The sequence below is a fragment of the Thioalkalivibrio sp. HK1 genome, from assembly GCA_000583135.1.
Classification (GTDB): Bacteria; Pseudomonadota; Gammaproteobacteria; order HK1; family HK1; genus HK1.
Genome location: JFBG01000046.1, coordinates 25578 through 46016, shown reverse-complemented (window position 1 = coordinate 46016; position 20439 = coordinate 25578). Strand labels below are relative to the sequence as shown.

Annotated in this window: 19 protein-coding genes and 1 tRNA gene; 9 read left to right on the top strand and 11 right to left on the bottom strand. The window is 59.0% G+C overall.

All coding sequences use genetic code 11. From position 1 onward, the window contains the following. Nucleotides 1-338 precede the first annotated feature (338 nt). The gene (locus BF99_RS0112505) at nucleotides 339-1652 is read right to left on the bottom strand and encodes a homoserine dehydrogenase (protein ID WP_025771130.1); all 1314 of its coding nucleotides are present in this window, start codon (nucleotides 1650-1652) and stop codon (nucleotides 339-341) included. A gap of 266 nt (nucleotides 1653-1918) precedes the next feature. On the opposite strand from BF99_RS0112505, the gene tldD reads away from it, so the two are divergent. The 3 genes from tldD (at nucleotide 1919) to BF99_RS0112480 (ending at nucleotide 5198) form a co-directional block, all read left to right on the top strand. Continuing rightward, a complete protein-coding gene (tldD, locus tag BF99_RS0112495; RefSeq protein ID WP_025771129.1) occupies nucleotides 1919-3370 on the top strand; it encodes a metalloprotease TldD in 1452 nt (483 codons plus the stop codon). Nucleotides 3371-3571: 201 nt separating this feature from the next. After that, nucleotides 3572-4222: a YaaW family protein gene (locus BF99_RS0112485; RefSeq protein WP_156013300.1), complete on the top strand. Its 651-nt coding sequence runs from the start codon at nucleotides 3572-3574 to the stop codon at nucleotides 4220-4222. 52 nt (nucleotides 4223-4274) lie between these two features. Then, nucleotides 4275-5198: a hypothetical protein gene (locus tag BF99_RS0112480; RefSeq protein ID WP_025771126.1), complete on the top strand. Its 924-nt coding sequence runs from the start codon at nucleotides 4275-4277 to the stop codon at nucleotides 5196-5198. Between the two features lie 225 nt (nucleotides 5199-5423). On the opposite strand, the gene aroC is transcribed toward BF99_RS0112480, so the two are convergent. The 4 genes from aroC to BF99_RS0112455 form a co-directional block, all read right to left on the bottom strand. Continuing rightward, a complete protein-coding gene (gene aroC, locus BF99_RS0112475) occupies nucleotides 5424-6542 on the bottom strand; it encodes a chorismate synthase (protein WP_025771125.1) in 1119 nt (372 codons plus the stop codon). 9 nt (nucleotides 6543-6551) lie between these two features. Further along, complete coding sequence (locus tag BF99_RS0112470) at nucleotides 6552-7505, bottom strand: TatD family hydrolase (protein WP_081759253.1); 954 nt, start codon at nucleotides 7503-7505, stop codon at nucleotides 6552-6554. Nucleotides 7506-7760: 255 nt separating this feature from the next. Continuing rightward, nucleotides 7761-7979, bottom strand: coding sequence for a hypothetical protein (locus tag BF99_RS0112460; protein ID WP_025771122.1), 219 nt, complete (start codon nucleotides 7977-7979; stop codon nucleotides 7761-7763). A 31-nt stretch (nucleotides 7980-8010) separates the two neighbouring features. Beyond that, complete coding sequence (locus tag BF99_RS0112455; RefSeq protein WP_025771121.1) at nucleotides 8011-9465, bottom strand: amidase; 1455 nt, start codon at nucleotides 9463-9465, stop codon at nucleotides 8011-8013. 194 nt (nucleotides 9466-9659) lie between these two features. Here BF99_RS0112455 and BF99_RS0112445 point away from each other — a divergent pair, with 194 nt between their 5' ends. Next, entirely contained in the window at nucleotides 9660-10322 is a 663-nt protein-coding gene (locus BF99_RS0112445) for a 2-hydroxychromene-2-carboxylate isomerase (RefSeq protein ID WP_038098273.1), read from the top strand. Nucleotides 10323-10627: 305 nt separating this feature from the next. Here the strand turns inward: BF99_RS0112445 and BF99_RS0112440 are convergent. The 3 genes from BF99_RS0112440 to rplM form a co-directional block, all read right to left on the bottom strand. Continuing rightward, nucleotides 10628-10701, bottom strand: a tRNA-Gln gene (locus BF99_RS0112440). A 233-nt stretch (nucleotides 10702-10934) separates the two neighbouring features. Next, on the bottom strand, nucleotides 10935-11327 hold the full coding sequence (gene rpsI, locus BF99_RS0112430; protein WP_025771118.1) for a 30S ribosomal protein S9: 393 nt from the start codon (nucleotides 11325-11327) through the stop codon (nucleotides 10935-10937). A 122-nt stretch (nucleotides 11328-11449) separates the two neighbouring features. Further along, entirely contained in the window at nucleotides 11450-11902 is a 453-nt protein-coding gene (gene rplM, locus BF99_RS0112425) for a 50S ribosomal protein L13 (protein WP_025771117.1), read from the bottom strand. A gap of 712 nt (nucleotides 11903-12614) precedes the next feature. On the opposite strand from rplM, the gene BF99_RS0112410 reads away from it, so the two are divergent. The 4 genes from BF99_RS0112410 to BF99_RS22070 all read left to right on the top strand — a co-directional run bounded on the left by BF99_RS0112410 (nucleotide 12615) and on the right by BF99_RS22070 (nucleotide 17669). Further along, nucleotides 12615-14429 carry a methanol/ethanol family PQQ-dependent dehydrogenase gene (locus BF99_RS0112410; protein WP_025771113.1) on the top strand — a complete coding sequence of 605 codons (1815 nt, stop codon included), beginning with the start codon at nucleotides 12615-12617 and terminating at the stop codon, nucleotides 14427-14429. 495 nt (nucleotides 14430-14924) lie between these two features. Then, a complete protein-coding gene (locus BF99_RS22075; RefSeq protein ID WP_025771112.1) occupies nucleotides 14925-15446 on the top strand; it encodes a c-type cytochrome in 522 nt (173 codons plus the stop codon). Next, the gene (locus BF99_RS22545) at nucleotides 15443-16399 is read left to right on the top strand and encodes a quinoprotein dehydrogenase-associated putative ABC transporter substrate-binding protein (protein ID WP_081759252.1); all 957 of its coding nucleotides are present in this window, start codon (nucleotides 15443-15445) and stop codon (nucleotides 16397-16399) included. Before BF99_RS22075 ends, BF99_RS22545 begins: the two co-directional genes overlap by 4 nt. Before the next feature lie 253 nt (nucleotides 16400-16652). Beyond that, nucleotides 16653-17669, top strand: coding sequence for an alpha/beta fold hydrolase (locus BF99_RS22070; protein WP_197019131.1), 1017 nt, complete (start codon nucleotides 16653-16655; stop codon nucleotides 17667-17669). Here the strand turns inward: BF99_RS22070 and BF99_RS0112375 are convergent. Further along, on the bottom strand, nucleotides 17650-18228 hold the full coding sequence (locus BF99_RS0112375; protein WP_156013299.1) for a hypothetical protein: 579 nt from the start codon (nucleotides 18226-18228) through the stop codon (nucleotides 17650-17652). The two genes, BF99_RS22070 and BF99_RS0112375, sit on opposite strands and share 20 nt — an antisense overlap. 295 nt (nucleotides 18229-18523) lie before the next feature. Here BF99_RS0112375 and BF99_RS0112365 point away from each other — a divergent pair, with 295 nt between their 5' ends. Then, entirely contained in the window at nucleotides 18524-18886 is a 363-nt protein-coding gene (locus tag BF99_RS0112365) for a putative quinol monooxygenase (protein ID WP_025771106.1), read from the top strand. 102 nt (nucleotides 18887-18988) lie between these two features. Here BF99_RS0112365 and BF99_RS0112360 read toward each other — a convergent pair whose 3' ends face one another. Together BF99_RS0112360 and fghA are read right to left on the bottom strand one after the other, a co-directional pair. After that, nucleotides 18989-19486, bottom strand: a complete 498-nt coding sequence (locus BF99_RS0112360) for a hypothetical protein (protein ID WP_156013298.1) — start codon at nucleotides 19484-19486, stop codon at nucleotides 18989-18991. A 101-nt stretch (nucleotides 19487-19587) separates the two neighbouring features. Beyond that, complete coding sequence (fghA, locus tag BF99_RS0112355) at nucleotides 19588-20433, bottom strand: S-formylglutathione hydrolase (RefSeq protein WP_197019132.1); 846 nt, start codon at nucleotides 20431-20433, stop codon at nucleotides 19588-19590. Between the last annotated feature and the right edge of the window lie 6 nt (nucleotides 20434-20439).

Sequence of the window (20439 nt, the reverse complement as noted above, 5' to 3'; positions counted from 1 at the left end):
TCGATCAAAACGACTCGACTCGCACGATAATCGCTGTTTTGCTTCCGGTGTCATATCACCCTCGCAGGCTCTTCGCTTGCGAGGGTGATTTTATGATCACCCTTGCTCGATGCTTGACTCCGGGATGAGTGAGCCTTGCTTTCAGGCATCGCCGAGATCGCCTCATCGAGGAAGATCGCTCCGAACGCTCGTCATTCCGCGAGGGCTCGTCGATCCGGCGGGGTATTTCGGTGGCTTCGTTCGTGCTCCAAGGTTCGGGTTCTTCATGTCTTCGGTGCAGGTTCGGTAGGAAGGCTATGCACGCTCGGGTTCGGAAGAGCAGGGCGGGGTGCGCCCTTTCAATCATCCAAGCGCTCCATGCGGATGGATGTCACGCTGCCCTCGATTACCTGCAAGGCCTCCACCTTGGCCACCGCCGCGCGCACTTGTCCCTCGCGGACGCGGTGGGTGAGCATCACGAGTTTGGCCAGCGATGCCCCCTTGGGGGGCTCCGGTTGTACGACGGCTTCGATGCTGATCCCCGATTCGCCCAGGATCTTCGCGATATCGGCCAATACCCCGGGGCGATCCGATGCCAGCATTTTCAGGTAGAAGGAGGTGCGGGCTTCCTCGATGGGAAGCAGCGGCATCGGGGTCAGGGCATCGGGTTGAAAGGCGAGGTGGGGGACGCGGTGATTCGGATCCGTGGTCAGGGTGCGAACCACATCCACCAGATCCGCCACCACCGCCGAGGCCGTCGGCTCGGCCCCGGCCCCGGCTCCGTTGAGCAAGGTGCGCCCCACGGCATCCCCCTTGATGAGCACCGCATTCATCACATCGTTGACATTGGCAAGCAGGTCGCGCTCCGGCACCAAGGTCGGATGCACCCGCATCTCCACCCCCTCGTCGGAGCGGCGGGCGATGCCCAGATGTTTGATGCGATAGCCGAGTTGCTCGGCGTAGCCGATATCCTCGGTGGTGATGTCGTCGATGCCCTCGGTATGGACGCGATCGAAATCGATGGGCATGCCAAAGGCGATGGCGGCGAGGATCGAGAGTTTGTGGGCGGCATCGACGCCCTTGATATCGAAAGTCGGATCCGCTTCCGCATAGCCCAGTTCCTGCGCCTCGGCGAGGGCCTCGGCGAAGGAGGCTCCTTTTTCGCGCATCCGGGTCAGGATGAAATTGCTGGTGCCGTTGATGATCCCCGCCAGCCATTCGATGCGGTTGCCGGATAGCCCTTCGCGCAGGGTCTTGATGATCGGGATGCCTCCGGCCACCGCCGCTTCGAAGGCCACCATCACTCCTTTCTCTCCGGCGGCGCCGAAAATCTCGTTGCCGTGGGTGGCGATCAACGCCTTGTTCGCGCTCACCACATGCTTGCCGTGATCGATGGCGGTCAGGACCAGAGAGCGCGCCGGTTCGGTGCCCCCGATGAGCTCGACGATCACGTCGATCTCGGGGTTGCGCACGACCGCTTCGGGGTCGGTGGTCAGCGCGATATCGTCGAGGGAGCAGATCCGATTTCGCTCCATCGACCGCACCGCGGCTTGTTCGACCACGATGGCCCTTCCTGCGCGGCGGGCGATTTCCTCGGCATTGCGCGCAAGGACGTTGACGGTGCCTCCTCCGACCGTTCCCAAACCGAGTAAGCCTATCCGGACCGGTTGCATGATTCGAATTCATCTCCATGGTTGCGATGATGATCGCCGGCGATCGAAAAGCGAACGATCATCGAATGTCGAGCAATTCGGCGGTTCGCTTGCGCCGAAGTGCTATCCTAGGCTGTTCGTAAGTTGCTCGTAAGAGATCGTACCAAAGCCTTCCGGCCCCTTCGCCCTTAATAAGGCTCGAACCGCCATCCTCGGGTCATGGGTCGGATCGCCTTCGACGAGCCTCGATCCCGTCTTGGACCCTTCTTCGGCAGGAACGCTATGACATGAGCGAATCACTCGATATCGTCCGCAATGAAATTCTCGCATCCAAAGGGGTGGAGGATCATCATCTCCAAGCGACCTTGGGCCGCTTGCTCGAGCACCGTCTCGACGAGGCGGAGATCTACTTTCAATCGACTCGATCCGAGTCTTGGATGCTCGAGGGCGGTATCGTCAAGAATGGCAGCCATGGTATCGCGCAGGGCTTCGGGGTGCGAGCGGTCAGCGGCGAAAAGAGCGGTTTCGCCTATGCGGACGAGGTGGCCCCGAAGGCGTTGGCGGCGGCGGCGGAGGCGGCGCGCAAAATCGCCCGCAGCGGCGGCGAGGGGAGCCTGCAGGTATGGCGAAGCGATCGTGACCGCGAGAGCCTTTATCCGGCCATCGATCCCATCGATGGCTTCGACGAGCGCGCCCGTATCGATTTGCTCGAGCGGGTCGATGCCGAAGCCCGCCGTGTCGACCCCTGTGTGAGCGAGGTGCTCGTGAGTTTGGCGGCGGAGCACGATCGCATCCTCGTAGTATCGAGCGACGGCACCTTCGCCGCCGATGTGCGGCCGTTGGTGCGGATGGCGGTGAGGGTGATCGTGGAGCGCAACGGCCGCCGCGAGCAGGCTTCGAGCGGTGGCGGCGGGCGTTTCGATTATCGCTATTTCCTCGAAGAGGGGCGGGTGCAAGAGTATGCCCATGAAGCGGTGCGTCAGGCGATGGTGAATCTGGATGCCGACCCCGCTCCCGCAGGGACGATGGTGACGGTTCTCGGCCCCGGTTGGCCCGGGGTTTTGCTGCACGAGGCGGTCGGGCATGGCCTCGAAGGGGATTTCAATCGCAAGGGCAGCTCCGCTTTTTCGGGAAGGATCGGCGAGCGGGTGGCAAGCGATCAATGCACGATCGTCGATGACGGCAGTCTTCCCGGGCGGCGTGGCTCTTTGAGCGTGGATGACGAGGGAACCCCGACCGGTTGCACCACCTTGATCGAAAACGGCATTTTGAAGGGCTATATGCAAGACAAGCTCAATGCCCGCTTGACCGGCACCGCTCCCACCGGCAACGGGCGGCGCGAATCCTACGCCCATTTGCCGATGCCGAGGATGACCAATACCTATATGTTGGCGGGAGATCGGGATCCAAGGGAGATAATCGAATCGGTGGATAAAGGGCTTTATGCGGTGCAGTTCGGCGGCGGGCAGGTGGATATCACATCCGGCAAATTCGTTTTCGCCGCCACCGAGGCCTATTTGATCGAGGGCGGCCGCATTACCCGCCCGGTCAAGGGAGCGACCCTGATCGGCAACGGCCCGGAGGTGCTGACCCGGGTCAGCATGGTCGGCAACGATCTGCAACTCGATACCGGAATCGGCAACTGCGGCAAGGGCGGACAATGGGTCCCGGTAGGCGTGGGGCAGCCCACGATGCGCATCGACGGCCTGACCGTCGGGGGCACCTCGCTCGAAGAATGAGGGGGCGGGGCGGATTCGAGATGCAATACGATGGATGAAATCCCTATCGCCGCTTAGATTGGAAGCACCTTGATAGTTGTGGGCATCGTATTTGATGGAGTTGACAAAAGAGAGTTTCGGAGCGAGATTCTGCGAGCCGTCGGTTTTGATTTTTAGTTGCGAGCCCGATTCGCTCGGTCAATTCATAAAAAAGGTGCCGAAATGTCCGATTTCGATCGCGATCTCAATCCTTTGTTGCGACGTATCTCGAACTTGCCGGATGGTGCGAAGGATCTCGAGGGTCTTTACGAACGCCACGGAATCGAACCTTCGAAAGGCCCCGACGAACTGGCTAGCGAGATTTGCTTGGATGGAGGCAACACCATCTGTAATTGGCTATTCAGATGGGGAAAGGGCGTTCCGTACAAGGAAATCGTCAAAGACGTTGCAGAAAAGCTTGGGGTTGAAGTATCCGATGCTTCATCCGTCAAGAAAATGGAGGAGGCGATATTGGGATTCGTTGCCGAAAAATATTGGAGTCAGCTCAGCGAGGATGAACAAGAAGAAGTCTTTGAGCAGGTTATTAAAATCGATCCGAATCTCAAAAAAGACCAGCTCCTAAACGCCATGCGTATTGGAGGTATAGGAGCGATGTTTGCTTTGCGTGGTGTCATCGGTCCATTAATCAGGTCGATCATCGCCAAAGCTGCTGGAGTTGCGATCAGTGCTCGTTTTGCGGCGATGTTTGTGCCCGGCCTGAATGTCATTTTGGCAATATGGACCGTTTTTGATTTTGCAGGACCGGCATATCGTAAAACCGTACATACCGTGGTTGAGTTAGGATATCACAGGCTTTATCATCCAGATGATTAGAGCAATACTTGATCTTTTTTGATTCATTAATAAAAGACAAGGAGTATTGGAAATGGCTCTTGGCTATAAAGTTGAATTCATTCTTGAAGATTGGATGGTTGATGGATATAAATCGGGAGATTATATTATCAGGAGTGGCAATCTATTGGAAGCACAAAGCAATAAAGTGGTAAAATGGCTGGATGTGGCAAATATCACTCCACCCGATGAAGTGGAAGGAATGATTGGGAATGCAATTAATTTCGCAAAATCGGCGGGATCGGTGACATCTGTCAATTTTGCCATGTCGACCGTGAACTTAGCACTGGGGGTCGCTATTTATCACAAACTCGAAAAGATAGAAAATCAGATTCTTCGGTGCATCGATCAACTACAGCAATTATTCGATCGCGTCAACGATATTCGCGAAGATCTGTTTCGGGGTGTCTCCCTTTATCCTATTTTGCAAGGTTTCGAGCTCTTTGACCAAGCGATGGTGTCATCGAATCGAGAACATCTTCTGCAAACCGCTCAAATCGAGATCATAAAAGGCATGGCCTCGGCAAATCATTGGATACAAACACGACACCATGGCGAACTGCTTGAGCATTTTGACTTAGTGAAGGATATTGCCATTTCTTTGGTGAAAGCTACGATCGCTCAAGGACAAATCGTACGGATACTCAACCAATTTCCGACGGAGGCATCTATTGTAAACCCCTTTGAAAAAGCACTTAGGACCATCGATCATCTTGAATGCAAGATGAATAAAAAACGACGACCCAGATCCTGTAAAGAAATTGAATCTATTGGCCGCCTGCCCGAGTTATTCGAATGCAACAAGGCTCTCAAGATCGCCGCCGACGAGTCTTTGAACTTACAACTCGCCCTTATTCAAGGCGAAACGAATATCATCGAATTCGATCCGAGCGCCAATAAGGTTAAGTGCCTTGTGCATGCACCGATCAGGCGAAACCTTTTGCCGCCCGCATCATAATATCGAGACGATGCCAAGTATCGTGTCTCTTTGCAACGGTATCGACGAGTTCTGCGCATTCCCGCCTTGGAAGTGCTCTCGCTAAAAAGACAGATTCGGTTTTTTGTGTGGCAGCGTTCGAAGCCGAGATTACCGGCGATTGCGAATATTCATAAAGTATGGATTCGATAGCGATGCCATTCGATGATCGGGCTCGCTCGGCGATCCGGCGAGGCGATCGGAATTTCAGGTTTTATCCGGATCGGGGATGGTCGCCGGGATTACCGGGGCGCTCGGGACGACGTCGGCATTTTGTCCTCGGTGGCGCAGGAAATGATCCATCAGGACGATGGCGGTCATGGCCTCGGCGATGGGGGTGGCGCGGATGCCGACGCAAGGGTCGTGGCGGCCGTGGGTGACCACTTCCACCGCTTGTCCTTCGATATCGATGCTGCGGCCGGGCAAGCGTAGGCTGGAAGTCGGCTTCAAGGCGATGCTTGCGCGAATATCCTGACCCGACGATATCCCGCCCAAGATTCCGCCGGCGTGATTGGATACGAAGCCTTGCGGCGTGATCTCGTCCCGATTTTCGCTGCCGCGCATCTCCACCACATCGAATCCCGCGCCGATTTCGACCCCCTTGACGGCGTTGATGCTCATCAAGGCGTGGGCGAGGTCGGCATCCAAGCGGTCGAATACCGGCTCTCCGAGCCCCGGGGGTACGCCGCTTGCCACCACGTCGATGCGGGCGCCGATGGAATCGCCGGATTTTCGCAGCGCATCCATGAAGCGCTCCATTTCCTCGACCATCGTTGCATCGGGGCAAAAGAAGGGGTTGCGCTCCACCTCGTCCCAATCGAATGCGATCGGGCGCAAGGGGCCGAGTGCACTGAGGTAGCCTCGCACGGAAATCCCCGCCCGCTCGCGCAGATATTTTTTCGCCACCGCCCCGGCGGCGACCCGGGCCGCGGTCTCTCTTGCCGACGAGCGTCCCCCGCCGCGGTGGTCGCGGATCCCGTATTTATGGTGATAGCCGTAATCGGCATGCGAGGGGCGAAAGGTCTTTTCGATGAGGCGATAGTCCTTCGATCGGGCGTCTTCGTTCTCGATCTGCAGGTGGATCGGGGTGCCGGTGGTGCGGCCTTCGAAGACGCCGGAGAGGATTCTTACCAAGTCTTTTTCCCGCCGTTGGGTGGTGTGGCGGGATTTCCCGGGGCGTCGGCGTTCGAGGTCGTGTTGGATATCGTGGGCATCCAAGGCGAGGGAGGGCGGGCAGCCGTCGATCACGCAGCCGATTGCCGGCCCATGGCTTTCACCGTAGGTCGTGACGCGAAAGGCCTCGCCGATCGTATTTCCGCCGGACATGGTGCGATTTTAACGATCCGGCGCGCCGCTGTGGGGGCGGGTGTCGCCGGGTGCTCGGGCTGCGCTTTGCGAAGGCGAAGGCGTCGAAGATTCCGGATGGATCGGATCCAAGCGGATCGGATGCAAGTTTTCGCTCGGATCCAACTCGGGCAGCGAGAAAAAATCCTGCGCATTGCCGGTGGTGGCGCGGGCGACCTCGGCCGCCGGTCGTTGTATCGACTTCGCCACCCGATGCAGGATATGGGGAAGGTGCATCGGTTCGTTGCGCCTTGAATCGGGGGCGGGATCGAGGTCGCGGGGGAGAAGGTAGGGGGCGTCGGTTTCGATCATCAGGCGATCTTCGGGGATTCGATCGATGATCTCGCGCAGATGCAGGCCGCGCCTTTCGTCGCAGATCCAGCCGGTGATGCCGACATGGAGATCGAGATCGAGACAGGCATCGAGTTCGCGGGCATTGCCGGTGAAGCAGTGGATGACCGCTTTGGATAGTCGGTGGCGCCACTGACCGAGGATCGCGATGAATCGATCGAAGGCGTCTCGGGCGTGCAAGAACACGGGCAGCCCGAGGGATTGCGCCAACTCGAGTTGGGCCTCGAAGGCGTATTCCTGCTTCGCTCGGGGGGAGAAGTCGCGATTGAAATCCAAGCCGGTTTCCCCGATGGCCACCACCTCGTCCCCTTCGATGAGCCTCTCGATCGCTTGATCGCTACGAGCGTGCCATTCGTTGGCGTGGTGCGGATGCACTCCGGCGGTCGAGAAAAGGCGTTTTGGGGCGCGGCGGGCGATGTTCGCGGCCTCGATGCTCGATGCCTCGCAAGCGCCGGTGATGACGATGCGGTGGACCTGCGCCAAGTGGGCGCGTTCGAGCGCCGCATTCAGGTCTTTTGCGAAGGATTCGTGCGAAAGGTTCGCTCCGATATCGATCAAAGACTCGATCACGAGGGCATCCTTTTCGGGGTTCATCTTTGATCCGGGCTCGCAGCGAGTCGTTTCATCGGTCGATCTCTTTTGTCGGTGGGTGGGCAAGGGGGGATCGGGCCGGGCGTTGCGATATCCCCGATCGAGTTCTCGATAAGGGGCGATCCTTCGAAGCCGAGAGCGCGATCATGACCCCGCGATCATGCAAATCATGAGGGTGCCATGCGCCCTCGCCCCGCATTCGCACTGCCATCGCACTGCCCTCGCACTGCCTTCGAGCCCCGTCGCTCGGCGAGGGGATCAGGACTCGTTTTCGAGTTTGTCCTTGATCGCCTCGATGATGAAATTCCGCATCGAGCCCGACGCCAGCCCATCCTCGGGGCGGGGGCGGCGGGCTCGTTCCTTGACTTTCTGGTGCAAGGATCGAGGCATATCGATGGTGAGCCTGATACGGTCCTTGCGTTCGGCGTCGGTCAATCGTAAAACCCGAATCGGTCGGGGTTTCGGTTTGCGGGGCATCGTCGGATTCGATATCGGATCGACCGAGGATCTAGCCGAGAAGGATCCGCCCGTCGGCGTCCTTGGGATCGACGGGGGTCATTTTCGCACACCCCGGCAAGCCTTCGAGATGCGCCGAAGCCGAGAGCAAGGTGGCTTCGGCCCGCACCGGAGCCATGATCTGCAGACCCACGGGCAGCCCATCGGCGGTCAGGCCGACCGGAAGGGAGAGGGCGGGGCAACCGGTGAGGGTGATGGCGAAGGTCAGGGCCAGCCAGTGCACGTAGTTGTCGAAGCGTTGGCCTTCGACCTCCTCGACATAGCGCACATCGACATCGAAGGGCGGTACCAGCACGGTCGGACAGAGCAGCAGATCGAAGCGCTCGAAAAACCGGGCGACGCTTGCGACCAAGCGGCTGCGAGCGACCTCCGCCCGCCCGATTTCGGCGGCATCGATCGCAAGCCCCTTTTCGATATTCCAGATCACTTCGGGCTTGAGTCGATCCCGATGGTTCTCCAAGTGATCGGCGTGGCAGGCTGCGAAAAAGGCTGCGCGCAGGGTCTGGAAACTCCGGATGGATTCGGAAAAATCCGGTTTGGCCTCCTCGACTTCGACCCCCTCTTGCGCCCAACGCTTGACCGCCGCTTCGCAGATATCGGCCACTTCCCGATCGACGGGGACGATGCCGAGATCGCGGCTGAATCCGACTCGTCGCGGGGCTTGCGAGAGACGGGCCGCGGCATGGAAAGAGGTGGCCGGAAGGGGTAGGGAGAGGGGATCCTCGTCATGAACCCCGCTTAGCGTGTCGAGGAACAAGGCGCAATCGGCGACCGTGCGCGCCATCGGGCCATCCACCGCGAGGGTGTCGAAGATCGACCCCCCGTAGGGGCCGCGCATGCCGCGGGCCACCCGGCCCGGGGAGGGTCGCAATCCGACCACGCCGTTGAACGATCCGGGGATCCGCAGGCTGCCTCCGAGGTCGGATCCTTGGGCGAGCCAGACTTCGCCGGCGGCCAATGCCGCCCCCGACCCGCCCGATGAGCCGGCGACGGAGCGGCTCGTATTCCAAGGGTTGCAGGTCTTGCCATGGACTTCGTTGAACGTGCTCGCCCCCGCTCCGAACTCCGGGGTGTTGGATTTGGCGATGACGATCCCGCCGTCGGCCTCGGCTTTTTCCACCAATACATCCGAGGTTTCGGGGATATGGTCGGTGTAGATGGGGGAGCCGTAAGTGGTGCGCACCCCGGCGACCGGGTTGAGATCCTTGATCGCGATCGGCAGGCCGCCCAAGCGTCCCTTGGGGGCCTGTCCCTTTTCGATGCGCCGGGCGTGATCGAGGGCGCGTTCGATGCAGGTGGTCGGCAGAGCGTTGATATGGGGCTCCACCGCTTCGATTCGAGCGGCGGCGGCTTCCACCATCTCGCTAGGTGAAACTTCGCAGGCCTTGAGCATCCTCGCCGCTTCGCAGGCATCGAGTCGGTATAGATCGCTTCGGTTCGAACTCATCGCTGCCCCTTTGGTATCGGTGACAATCTCGTGCATCGGTGCGAATTTTTTGCGAGACTCAAACATCGAAAGATCGCATTTTATCCGAGCCCTTTTGATCGTGGAGCGCATCTCAAGGCGCTGGGCAATCGAGTCTCGCCCGAGAAAAATCCGCGCATTCTTTTTTGAGGTCAAGCAACGAGGATCCTTCCGTCATGCACTTGGATTGGTATTTCGATGTCGTTTCGCCCTTCGCTTACCTGCAAATGGCGCGTTTCGATCGCCTCCCCGAGGGGTTGGAGATTCGCTGTCGACCGGTTCTTTTCGCCGGGTTGTTGAATCATCACGGGCATAAGGGGCCGGTCGAGATCGAGTCCAAGCGCTTGCATACCTATCGTTATTCGCAGTGGTTTGCCGACCGGCACCGAATCCCGATGCGCTTTCCGCCGACCCACCCTTTCAATCCCTTGCCTGCCTTGCGGCTTTGCATCGCCTTGGGCAACGATCGAGAGACGGTGCGTAGGGTTTTCGAGCATATCTGGCGAGACGGTATCGGGATCGACGGCAAAGAGGGTTGGGAATCTTTGATCGAGGGCTTGGGTGCCCAAGGATCAGGCGTCGAGGGCTTGACGGTCGAGAAGGCCGATGCGTTGATTTCGAAGGCCCAAGTCAAGCAGGCCTTGCATGACTCCACGGAAGAGGCGATCGCCTGCGGGGTCTTCGGAGTGCCCACTTTTCGTTCGGGCGAGACGCTTTTTTGGGGCGAGGATGCTACGGATATGCTGTTGGACTATCTCGCCGCCCCCGATCTTTTCAATAGCCCCAAGATGCAGATCTTGCGCGATCTGCAGGCATCAGCTCGTCGTAAAGGGGCTTAGACAATATCGGCGGGCGCCTGCGGGGTTACAAAAAGACATCGTTCCGGCCGAGCGATGGTTCGAAGGGCAGGCTCGGCAAGATCATCGGGGAAAAAGAGCCATCGGCGAGGCTGCGAGCGATCGCTTGGCGGCCGATTGCGGCCGATGATTATCCGGCTTGGCCTAGGCGGAAGGTGATCGCATTCCGATAGGCTAGCCGGACAGGCTAGGAGATCGATGATGATGATGGGGGAGTCGAAGGAAGGCTCGCCCCAAAGCGTTCCGAGCGTTCCTCGCTCGGTCTCTTTGGGGTGGGGCGATGAGATTGGCTGGGGAACCAGGATTCGAACCTGGACCGGCGGAGTCAGAGTCCGCTGTCCTACCGTTAGACGATTCCCCAAAATTCAAGGCCGAGTCCGTTTGGGGTTTCGGCGCCGAAGGAACCCGCAAAGAGGCGCAGCATCGATGCGGGCATAAGGCTTGACGATGAGAACGGGGCTTGTTCCGGCTTATGCCGGCGGCGGTATTCGCTTCGGGCAACGAAGAGCCTTCGCCCGGGTTCGATCGCCGCCGTCGCTTTTCAAAGATATCGATCCCCGAAAAAAGCCCGTCCGCCGAGGAAAAGCCCTTCGATCACCGCTTCGAATATTGCGGCCGCTTGCGCGCCTTGTGCAGACCGACCTTCTTGCGTTCGACCTCGCGGGCGTCGCGGGTGACGAAGCCGGCCCGGCGAAGCGCAGGGCGAAGACTCTCGTCGCGTTGGATCAGCGCCCGGGTGATGCCGTGCCGAATCGCCCCCGCCTGACCGCTGCTTCCGCCGCCTCGCACCGTTACCTCGATATCGAAATGATCAATCATTCCGATCGTCTCCAAGGGCTGGCGCACCACCATCCGGGAAGTTTGCCTCCCGAAGTAGCTATCCAAAGGCCGACGATTGATGGTGATGCGACCGCTTCCCGGGGAGATGAAGACCCGGGCGGTGGATGTTTTGCGGCGGCCGGTGCCGTAGTTCTCGTTCGTTCGCATGATTTACGGATTCCGTCGGTTTGCGCTCGTGAAGGGGGCGTGAAAAGGGGGCGGGCGTTTTCGGGCTTTTCGCATTTTCGCAAGATCCCCGAAGTTCAGATCGTTTCGGTTCGCCCCGGTCGCTATCGGATGGGGAGCGAAAGGGCTTCGGGTTGTTGCGCCTCGTGGCGATGATCGGATCCCTTGTAGACCCGCAGTTTGCGGAACATCGTGCGCCCGAGCGGACCTTTGGGCAGCATGCCTTTGACCGCGATCTCGATCACCTTCTCGGGCTTTTCGGCGATCATCTTTTCGAAACCGGTGGCGCGGATCCCCCCGGGATAGCCGGTATGCCGGTAATAGGTCTTTTGGCTTCGCTTGTTCCCGGTCAGCCTCACCTTGGCGGCATTGATGACGATGATGCAATCGCCGGTATCGACATGCGGGGTGTACTCGGGCTTGTGTTTGCCGCGAAGTCTTTTGGCGATCTCGCTGGCCAAGCGGCCCAAAGGACGTTCCGTCGCATCCACGACGAACCATTTGCGCTCCACTTGGTGAGGCTTGGCGCTGAAGGTGTTGACGCTGAAAACGGACATGAAAGGCAAGGTCCTTCAAGGTAGTGGGTTGACGCCGACCCAAGACGATTGCGTTTTTTCGAAAATCGTCTTGGACGGGCTTTTTCATCCGTCGGCAAATCCGACAAGGGCTTTTCGCTTGACCGAGGTTCTCGACCCCGAGGCTCGGCAAAACCCTTTCTCGATCAGGCGATCGACAAGGATACCGAGCACGCAATTGTAGTCGATAAGAAGATGGTGTCAATCGCCCGGGTCTCGAACGAGCGGGTCTCTAACAAGGCTCGACCGATGCCCCGTTCGGTGTTTGGAATCCGAAGAATCGTTCCACGATCGCCCATCGAGCGATCGACGTCCGGCGAGGATTCGGTATCGCACGAGCGCCGGTTCGTTCCTTCGGCGATCGCAGGCGGATACTCACGGGCGATGTTTTGACAGGGGCTCGTATTCGGGTATCCTAAGCACCGGCAATAAAAGGCCTTGTCCGTCTTGCATCGCATCGGAAAGATTGTGCGAAAGCTTCGAGGCCTCGATGTGGGCCGTTCCAATGGCAGGTCGATGCCTCGATATCAAGCAATGTCGATATCGAAGGCAATGAGAGTTCTCGAACCCCTTTTCGTATTTCCTCGGTGCTCTCGAGATCCCCTTTCGTGGCCTGCAAGCACAAGACGAGTGTCGCAAGCGGTACGGCGCTGTGCGATGCTCGAAAACACCAAGCAAGATCGAGGAGAGAAAAATGATCGGAAGATTCATGAAATACGTCGCCGCCGGAACGCTGGGGGCTCTCGTGGCCCTGCCGGCTGCGATTTCGGCGAACGACGATGTGATGTCGATCACTTCCAACCCGAATAACTGGGCGATGTGGAGCAGGACCTACGACGGAACCCGCTATAGCCCCTTGGCGCAGATCAACAAGGAGAACGTCGGCGATCTGCAGGTCGCTTGGACGTTTTCCACCGGTGTGCTGCGCGGCCATGAGGGCGGACCGCTGGTCATCGGGGATACCATGTGGATCCATACCCCCTTCCCCAACAAGGTTTTCTCCATCAACCTCGCCGACCAGAGCATCAACTGGATCTACGAGCCGAAGCAGGATGCGGCCGCCACCATTCCGGTGATGTGCTGCGATACGGTCAGCCGCGGTCTCGCTTACGCCGAGGGGAAGATCTTTCTCCAGCAAGCGGATACCACGCTGGTCGCTCTCGATGCCCGCACCGGTAAGAAGATCTGGTCCGTGGTCAACGGCGATCCCAAGAAGGGCGAGACCAACACCAACGCCCCGATCGTCGTCGGCGACAAGGTCTATACCGGGATCAGCGGTGGCGAGTACGGGGTGCGGGGCTTCCTCGTCGCCTACCACATCGATGACGGGAGCATGGCTTGGAAGGGCTATAGCACCGGCCCGGATGACGAGATGTTGGTCGATCCGGAAAAGACCACCCACATGCTAAAGCCGATCGGAAAGGATTCCAGCCTGAAGACTTGGAAGGGTGATCAGTGGAGGATCGGCGGTGGCACGACTTGGGGCTGGTTCACCTACGATCCGGATCTGAACCTCGTCTATTACGGTACCGGCAATCCCAGCACTTGGAATCCGGTGGTGCGCCCCGGCGATAACCGGTGGTCGATGACCATCTTCGCTCGTGACGCCGATACCGGGATGGCGCGTTGGGTCTACCAGATGACGCCGCATGACGAATGGGATTATGACGGGGTCAACGAGAACATCCTCGTCGATATGGAAGTCGATGGCTTGATGCGAAAAGTGCTGGTGCACTTCGACCGCAACGGCTTCGCCTATACCTTGGATCGCGTTACCGGCGAGTTGCTGGTCGCCGAGAAATACGATCCGGCGGTCAACTGGGCGACCCATGTCGACATGAAGACCGGACGGCCGCAGGTGGTGGCGCAGTACAGCACCGACCAGCAAGGGGAGGATGTCAACACCCCCAATATCTGCCCCGCCGCTTTGGGCACCAAGGATCAGCAGCCCTCCGCCTATTCGCCGCGCACCGGGTTGTTCTATGTTCCCACCAATCACGTGTGCATGGACTACGAGCCTTTCGAGGTGGACTATGTTGCCGGTCAGCCTTATGTGGGTGCGACGTTGAGCATGTTTCCTGCAGGCCGGGTGATGGAGAACGGCACCGACAACTTGGGCAACTTCATCGCTTGGGATGCGGATAAGGGCGAGATCGTCTGGTCCTTGCCCGAGAGATTCTCGGTGTGGAGCGGGGCCTTGGCCACCGGGGGCGATGTGGTGTTCTACGGGACCTTGGAAGGTCATCTCAAAGCGGTCGATGCCCATACCGGAGAGGAGCTCTACAGCTTCAAAACCCCCTCGGGGATCATCGGCAATGTCAATACCTGGACCTACAACGGCAAGCAGTACATCGGTATCCTTTCCGGCATCGGCGGTTGGGCCGGCATCGGCATGGCGGCCGGTCTCGAAGGGGATAGCGAGGGTCTCGGTGCTGTCGGGGCCTACAAGGCATTGAGCAGACACACCCAGTTGGGTGGGGTGTTGACGGTCTTCGCCCTGCCGGGCTGATCCGATATCGATCGGGCATACTCGGCAATGCGCATTTCGATCATGCGGCTCCGGTGGAAATGGAGCCGCATGATCGTTTTTATCGAATCCGCCGTGTTGTCGCTATCCGATCTCCGCTCTTGACGCATATCGGCGTATCTTGGAAGAGCGAAGGGCGAGCCGACGGGAGTTCTTCTGGATGCTCGCTTGGGACGATGCCTTTCGGCTCGCTCCTTGGCCTTCGCAGACGAAATCGACGCTTCGATTCGGGAATCTCGGCTCGAGTCTTTTTTCGATCGCATCGATCTGCGCCCGCCATCGGCCCCGTTGAATCGTTGAATTTCCTTACTATCGATAGGCCTCGATCGTCGCGATCATTCCCGGTGTCTTTTCCTTCCGAAAGCGGCGTAAAAAATCCGATTTCAAGGCGCCGGGCAAATCCGACGAAGCATCGGCAGGAGATAAAGATCGCAGTAAGAAAGTAGCCCAAGAACTCAAAGACAAGGATCTCTCGTGATGCACATCAATCTTGCGATTCGGCGTATCTGCGAATCATCGCCGGCGGGTGCGTTCCCATCGGCTATCGACCCTAAGCGGCGTCTCGCCGGCAAGGCAATCCTCGCACCACTGGTCGGGATGGTGGTGGCCATCGGATCGTTTTTCTTCCCCGCTTTGCCTGCGCTTGCCCAAGATTCCGCTCCCTCGTACAAAGAGCATATAAAGTGCGAGGATGGAAAGTGCAAAGTGGATCTATGGCTGGTTCGGGGATATCGTGCATTCAGCCAATGTCAGGTTTGTCATGGTCTCGACGGTACCGGTAGCACCATCGCCCCGAGTCTGCTCGACAAGATGCTCGAGATCGATCACGCTCGCTATGTCGAGGTGGTCACCAACGGCTACCAGGGGCAGGTCGGGGTGATGCCGGCGTGGAAGGAAAATCCCAATGTCATGAAGTACATCGATCAGCTCTATGCCTATTTGATGGCGCGAGCCGACGGGACCTTGCCCGCAGGACGTTTGGAGCGCTACGACCGATGAGCGCTCTTTCTTCATCCCATCCAATCTTTTCGAAGGCGGTGGCCCTTTCACCCTCATCGCCGCCGTCTTCGCATCGACTCGCCTCTTGCCATGAAAGAAGCGGGGGCGGTTTTCGGTCGAAACTCGTCTTGTCGTTCGCCCTTGCGCTCCTCGTAGCGACGGCTGGGGGCCATGCAAGCGAGCACGAGGATCGCACCGCTTTTCGCGTTTGCGCCGACCCGCATTACCTTCCGTGGTCCAATAAGCGGGGCGAGGGTTTTGAAAACGAGATCGCATCGTTGTTGGCAAAGAGCCTCGATCTGCCGGTGGAGTACACATGGTTTCCGCAGCGAATGGGTTTCATCCGCAATACCCTCAGGGCCCGCAGCGAAGGCGGAGACTATCGATGCGATGTGGTCATGGGCTTGCCCTCAGGATACGAACTGGCGATCACCACCCGCCCTTATTACCACTCCACCTACGCCTTGGTCTATATCAAGGGGCGAGGCTATGACGATATTCGCACCGCCCGAGATCTGCAGGCACTGGCTCCCGAGCGTCGGGATCGCCTGCGCTTCGGCCTCGCCGAGCGCAACCCGGGGACGATGTGGTTGAGTCGATACGATTTGCTGGATCGCATCGAGGTTGCCTACGCCTCGCAAAGCGGCGATCCGAACGAGCGCCCCGGTCAGCCCGAGCAAGAGGATCTGCTGGAGGGAAAGATCGACTTCACCTTCATGTGGGGGCCCATCGCCGGGCATTTCAAACGCAGCAATCCCGACAAGCCGATCGTCGTGATCCCGATGCCCTCGGAGCCGGGGATGCGGATGCACTTCGGAATTTCCGCCGGGGTGCGTTTCGCAGACAAAGAGCGCAAAGAGGAGCTGCAGGCTCTGCTGGATCGCCATGCCGACGAGATCGAAGCCATCTTGCGCAAGCACGAGGTCCCCTTGGTGAGCGACAAAGGGCTTTAGATATTCGTCTTGGATCCAAGGTGCTGCGATAGCGCACGCAGGTGATGTCATTCGGATGCGGCATCCGAGCGTTTTTCGTTCGATGATCGATCATCGGGCCGATCTGTTCCTTTTACGCTTTATCCAACCGACCGAATCGATGGCCGCCAAAGGTATCGGTCCTTCCTTCGAAAGAGGGCGAAAGGCTTCAAGCGGGATCCTTCTTGCTTTTCTCGCAGATTTCTTATGCCTTTATCGCTTTGCGTTCAAGGCGTTGCTGGTTGCGATAGCCTTTTCGCCCCTCGCCCATGCCCTTTCCGATGACGGACTTCCGCCGGGGGAGCTGATCGATATCGGGGGCCATCGCTTGCATCTGCACTGCGAGGGTCGAGGCGAGGGGGCGGTGATCCTCGAATCCGGCTTGGGCGGCACCTCGCTCGACTGGGTATTGGTGCAGCCTCGGGTCTCCGCCTTCGCCCGCACTTGCAGCTACGATCGAGCGGGCTATGGTTGGAGCGATATCGGCCCTGAGCCTCGAGATGCCGATCGGATCGCCACCGAACTTCACGCCTTGCTGATGCAAGCGCAAATCCCCCCGCCATATATCTTGGTCGGCCATTCCTTCGGCGGTTTTTCGATCCGCCTTTTTGCCGCCCGCCACCCCGAACTCGTGGTGGGGTTGGTCTTGGTGGATGCCGCCCACGAGGATCAATTCCGAGCGCGGACCCGGGCGGGGCTTGGAACCCCGGCCGCCCCGACCGGCCGTCGATTCATCATCGCCAACTATCAGCGCATCCCCGATTCTCTCCCCGCATCGGTCAGATCGCCGGCGCAACGCTTCGCTCTGGCTCCGAAAAGCGTCGGCGCCCTTTATTCCGAACTCGGAAACCTGCGCACGAGTGCATCGCAGGTCGCTTTTTCGACCCGCCCGCCGCCGAAGGTGCCGGTGGAGGTGCTGGTACGAGATGCCATCCTTCAAGCGGATTCGGCGAAGGAGGGATCAATCGAGGGGTCGGCCGATGGGTCGATCGACGAATCGGCCGAGAAAGGATCGGCCCGTTCGAAGGGGCAAAGAGGAGGGGAAGCCCTCTGGCTGGATCTGCAGCGCCGACTCGCCCGGACGATGCCCGCCGGGAGTTTGCAAGTGGTATCGGGCAGCGGCCATCATATCCATCTCGATCGTCCCGAGGCGGTCGTGGCCGCGATCGAGCGGGTTTGGATGCGCATGAAAACCGACGCTCCCCCGGATGCTCCATCGGCAGCGAAAAGCCCTAAGGCGGAAACGCCGTGAAGCAAAGGATCTTCGATTGCGCCGAGGCAGACGAATCTTCGGTCAGGCGACCGTAGGGAATCGCCCCGATGGCTTTGACGGCCTCCTCTCCTTCGATGCGGTAGACGGCGATGAAGGCGTTGTAGGGTTGATCGCAGCCGTAGATATCATCGGCGGCGACCCAAGGATCGCCGGTCGCCTTTTGATCGTTGAAGGAGGAGGAAAAGACGAGGAATTCCGCATGGCGCTCTTTTGCGCTCCCCCCGTCGATGAAGCGGCGAGCCCCGATCAGTCCGTGCCGACTGATGCGCATGATCTCGTATTCGGATTGTGCAAGGTGGATGCGTCCGCCGATCGGATCTTTCCGGCTCTTGGCGACGATCCGAAAGTCGATGGCTTCGTTGTCTTTATCCGAGGCGGTGCCGGTCAGCAGAACCTTCGTTTCGTCGGCGCTTGCGAAGAAAGCGGGGACGCCGAGTGCGGCAAGGAGCAAAAAGATCGATGAATAGCTTGCAAGATACTTCGCAAGGTGTCTTGCAAAGCGAAATTCTTTTCCTCGAAATATCCTTTTTTCGTTCATTCGATTTCTCCGCTCATGGTCGCCGCTCGGGTATCCGCTTCGATCGCCCGCGCTTCGAAAGCGAGCCTTCGAAGACGAAGTATCATCCCTCAAGACTTCGAGGACATGGTTCGAACAAGCGCTCGCTCGAGGTCTTCGTTTGAAAAACCACCCTTTTTCCTTCGTTCTCGATGACGAGATCGATGGCTTTTTTCGGGGGTGAATTTCGACCGACCCCGATATCGGCCTATCGGTTCGATTTCGATCCGGATGACTTGTTTTTGATAAACCACACAACACACAAGGAGGTTGGAAGATGGCCACCCAAGATACCTGCTGCACGATCGTGCCCTATTTCTCCGTACAAGCCGATCGCATGGATGAGTTCAAGGCACTGTGCGAGCGATTCGTGGCGAAAACACAGCAAGAGGAGGGATGTCTCTACTACGGATTTTCCTTCGACGGCAACACCGCTCATTGTCGAGAAGGGTATGTCGACGCCGACGCGCTGCTGGCGCATTTGAAGAATGTCGGATCGTTGATCGAGGAGTCATCGAAGATATCGTCTTTCAGCCGCATCGAGGTCCACGGCCCGCAGGCCGAGATCGACAAGCTGCGAGGGCCGCTTTCCTCCTTGGGGGCGAGTTTTTTCGTACTGGAATACGGCTTTCGCCGATGATTCTTTCCCCCTTTTTATTCGGCTGATCCCCCCCCCCCCATCGCCGTTCGATCGCAGGCGATGGGGGCGGGGTTTTTTGATAACGGGCCTCGCCGAGAGCTTTCAAGCCCCTTCGTTGGCCGATCGATAGGCGTTCACGGCTTTTTCCACCGACTCTTCGAAGACTTCGAGCAAGGCCTCGCTATCGCCGCTTCCGAAGGAGCCGAAAGGCCAGCCGATCAACGCCGGTGCCGGCGGCACGCCTTGATCTTGTTGCACCCATCCGAACATCGTTCCGATCCGGTAGACCAGCATTTCCCCCTCGTCGGGGATGCAGTCGATGGCCATCAGCAGATAGATACCATCGTCGGCGAGGGTTTCCTGCACCGGCTCGATGCCGCCGTCGGCGATGATGCCTCGAACGATCCGACGCGCTTCGACGGTATCGATCGGGCATCGATCTTTGACATAGAGGCGGTAATTCATCTGCTGCGGATCCTCGGTTTTGATCCGGATCGACTCGAGGATATAACTCGGAACCTCCTCGCCATAAGCGGATCCGCAAATCAGCGGTAGGCCGAGGCCAAGAGCGAGCAGGGTGTTTTTGAGGGTCTTGGTCATGGTCTGGTATCGCCGGGCAATGAAAGAGACAAGGAAAAAAGAGATGGAAAGGGAAGGGGCGCCGATCGAGCGATGTCGCAGCCGGGACTCGATCTTGCGCATCATGATCGAGCGCCGAGCCCCCGAGCGTGGTGCTCGAGATGGTCGCCGATGAGGCTTTGGATGAAATAGTAGCCGTGGTCGTATCCCGGATGACGGCGCAGCTGCAGATCGAGGCCGGCCTTTTCGCAGGCTTCTTGCAGCAGATGCGGGTGCAGCTGGGATTTCAAGAAGGGATCGTCCTCGCCTTGATCCACCAAGATCTCCCCTTCGAAACGCGCGCCGCTCGATATCAGGGAAACGGCGTCGTATCGCTCTTTGGCCGACGGGTCGTCTTTCAAATAAGATGAGAACGCTTTTTCTCCCCAAGGGCATTGCATCGGGGCGCAGATCGGAGCGAAGGCCGAGAGCGTGCGGTAGGCATCGGGGTTGCGAAGGGCGATGACCAAGGCGCCGTGCCCGCCCATCGAATGTCCGCAGATCCCGGTGGCATCGTAGAGCACCGGAAAGCGCGATGCCACCAACTCGCGCAGTTCATCGGTGATGTAGGAATACATCCGATAGTTTCTCGACCACGGATCCGAAGTGGCATCGAGGTAGAAGCCGGCGCCGGTCCCGAAATCCCAATCATCGTCTTCGCCTTCGATATTCGCCCCTCGAGGGCTGGTATCGGGCATGACCAGAGCAAGCCCGAGCCGGGCGGCATGGGCTTGCGCTCCGGCCTTGATGGTGGCGGTTTCCTCGGTACAGGTCAGTCCCGCCAAATAGTAGATCACCGGCACCGATCGATCTTGCGCCGCCGGTGGAAGGTAGACCGCAAAGCGCATCGAGGTGGCGGTCGTACGGGCATCGTGTCGATAAAAACCCTGTACGCCCTCATGGCAGCGGTGTTCGGCGAGGACTTCCATCATCGA

Excerpts from the sequence above, each read along its gene's own strand:
- aroC (WP_025771125.1), bottom strand. The coding sequence starts at position 6,542 with ATGTCCGGCGGAAATACGATCGGCGAGGCCTTTCGCGTCACGACCTAC.
- rplM (WP_025771117.1), bottom strand. The coding sequence starts at position 11,902 with ATGTCCGTTTTCAGCGTCAACACCTTCAGCGCCAAGCCTCACCAAGTG.
- rpsI (WP_025771118.1), bottom strand. The coding sequence starts at position 11,327 with ATGCGAACGAACGAGAACTACGGCACCGGCCGCCGCAAAACATCCACC.
- tldD (WP_025771129.1), top strand. The coding sequence starts at position 1,919 with ATGAGCGAATCACTCGATATCGTCCGCAATGAAATTCTCGCATCCAAA.
- BF99_RS22075 (WP_025771112.1), top strand. The coding sequence starts at position 14,925 with ATGCACATCAATCTTGCGATTCGGCGTATCTGCGAATCATCGCCGGCG.
- BF99_RS0112485 (WP_156013300.1), top strand. The coding sequence starts at position 3,572 with ATGTCCGATTTCGATCGCGATCTCAATCCTTTGTTGCGACGTATCTCG.
- fghA (WP_197019132.1), bottom strand. The coding sequence starts at position 20,433 with ATGGAAGTCCTCGCCGAACACCGCTGCCATGAGGGCGTACAGGGTTTT.
- BF99_RS0112460 (WP_025771122.1), bottom strand. The coding sequence starts at position 7,979 with ATGCCCCGCAAACCGAAACCCCGACCGATTCGGGTTTTACGATTGACC.
- BF99_RS0112360 (WP_156013298.1), bottom strand. The coding sequence starts at position 19,486 with ATGACCAAGACCCTCAAAAACACCCTGCTCGCTCTTGGCCTCGGCCTA.
- BF99_RS0112410 (WP_025771113.1), top strand. The coding sequence starts at position 12,615 with ATGATCGGAAGATTCATGAAATACGTCGCCGCCGGAACGCTGGGGGCT.
- BF99_RS0112375 (WP_156013299.1), bottom strand. The coding sequence starts at position 18,228 with ATGAACGAAAAAAGGATATTTCGAGGAAAAGAATTTCGCTTTGCAAGA.
- BF99_RS22545 (WP_081759252.1), top strand. The coding sequence starts at position 15,443 with ATGAGCGCTCTTTCTTCATCCCATCCAATCTTTTCGAAGGCGGTGGCC.
- BF99_RS0112455 (WP_025771121.1), bottom strand. The coding sequence starts at position 9,465 with ATGAGTTCGAACCGAAGCGATCTATACCGACTCGATGCCTGCGAAGCG.
- BF99_RS0112365 (WP_025771106.1), top strand. The coding sequence starts at position 18,524 with ATGGCCACCCAAGATACCTGCTGCACGATCGTGCCCTATTTCTCCGTA.
- BF99_RS0112470 (WP_081759253.1), bottom strand. The coding sequence starts at position 7,505 with ATGAACCCCGAAAAGGATGCCCTCGTGATCGAGTCTTTGATCGATATC.
- BF99_RS0112480 (WP_025771126.1), top strand. The coding sequence starts at position 4,275 with ATGGCTCTTGGCTATAAAGTTGAATTCATTCTTGAAGATTGGATGGTT.
- BF99_RS0112505 (WP_025771130.1), bottom strand. The coding sequence starts at position 1,652 with ATGCAACCGGTCCGGATAGGCTTACTCGGTTTGGGAACGGTCGGAGGA.
- BF99_RS0112445 (WP_038098273.1), top strand. The coding sequence starts at position 9,660 with ATGCACTTGGATTGGTATTTCGATGTCGTTTCGCCCTTCGCTTACCTG.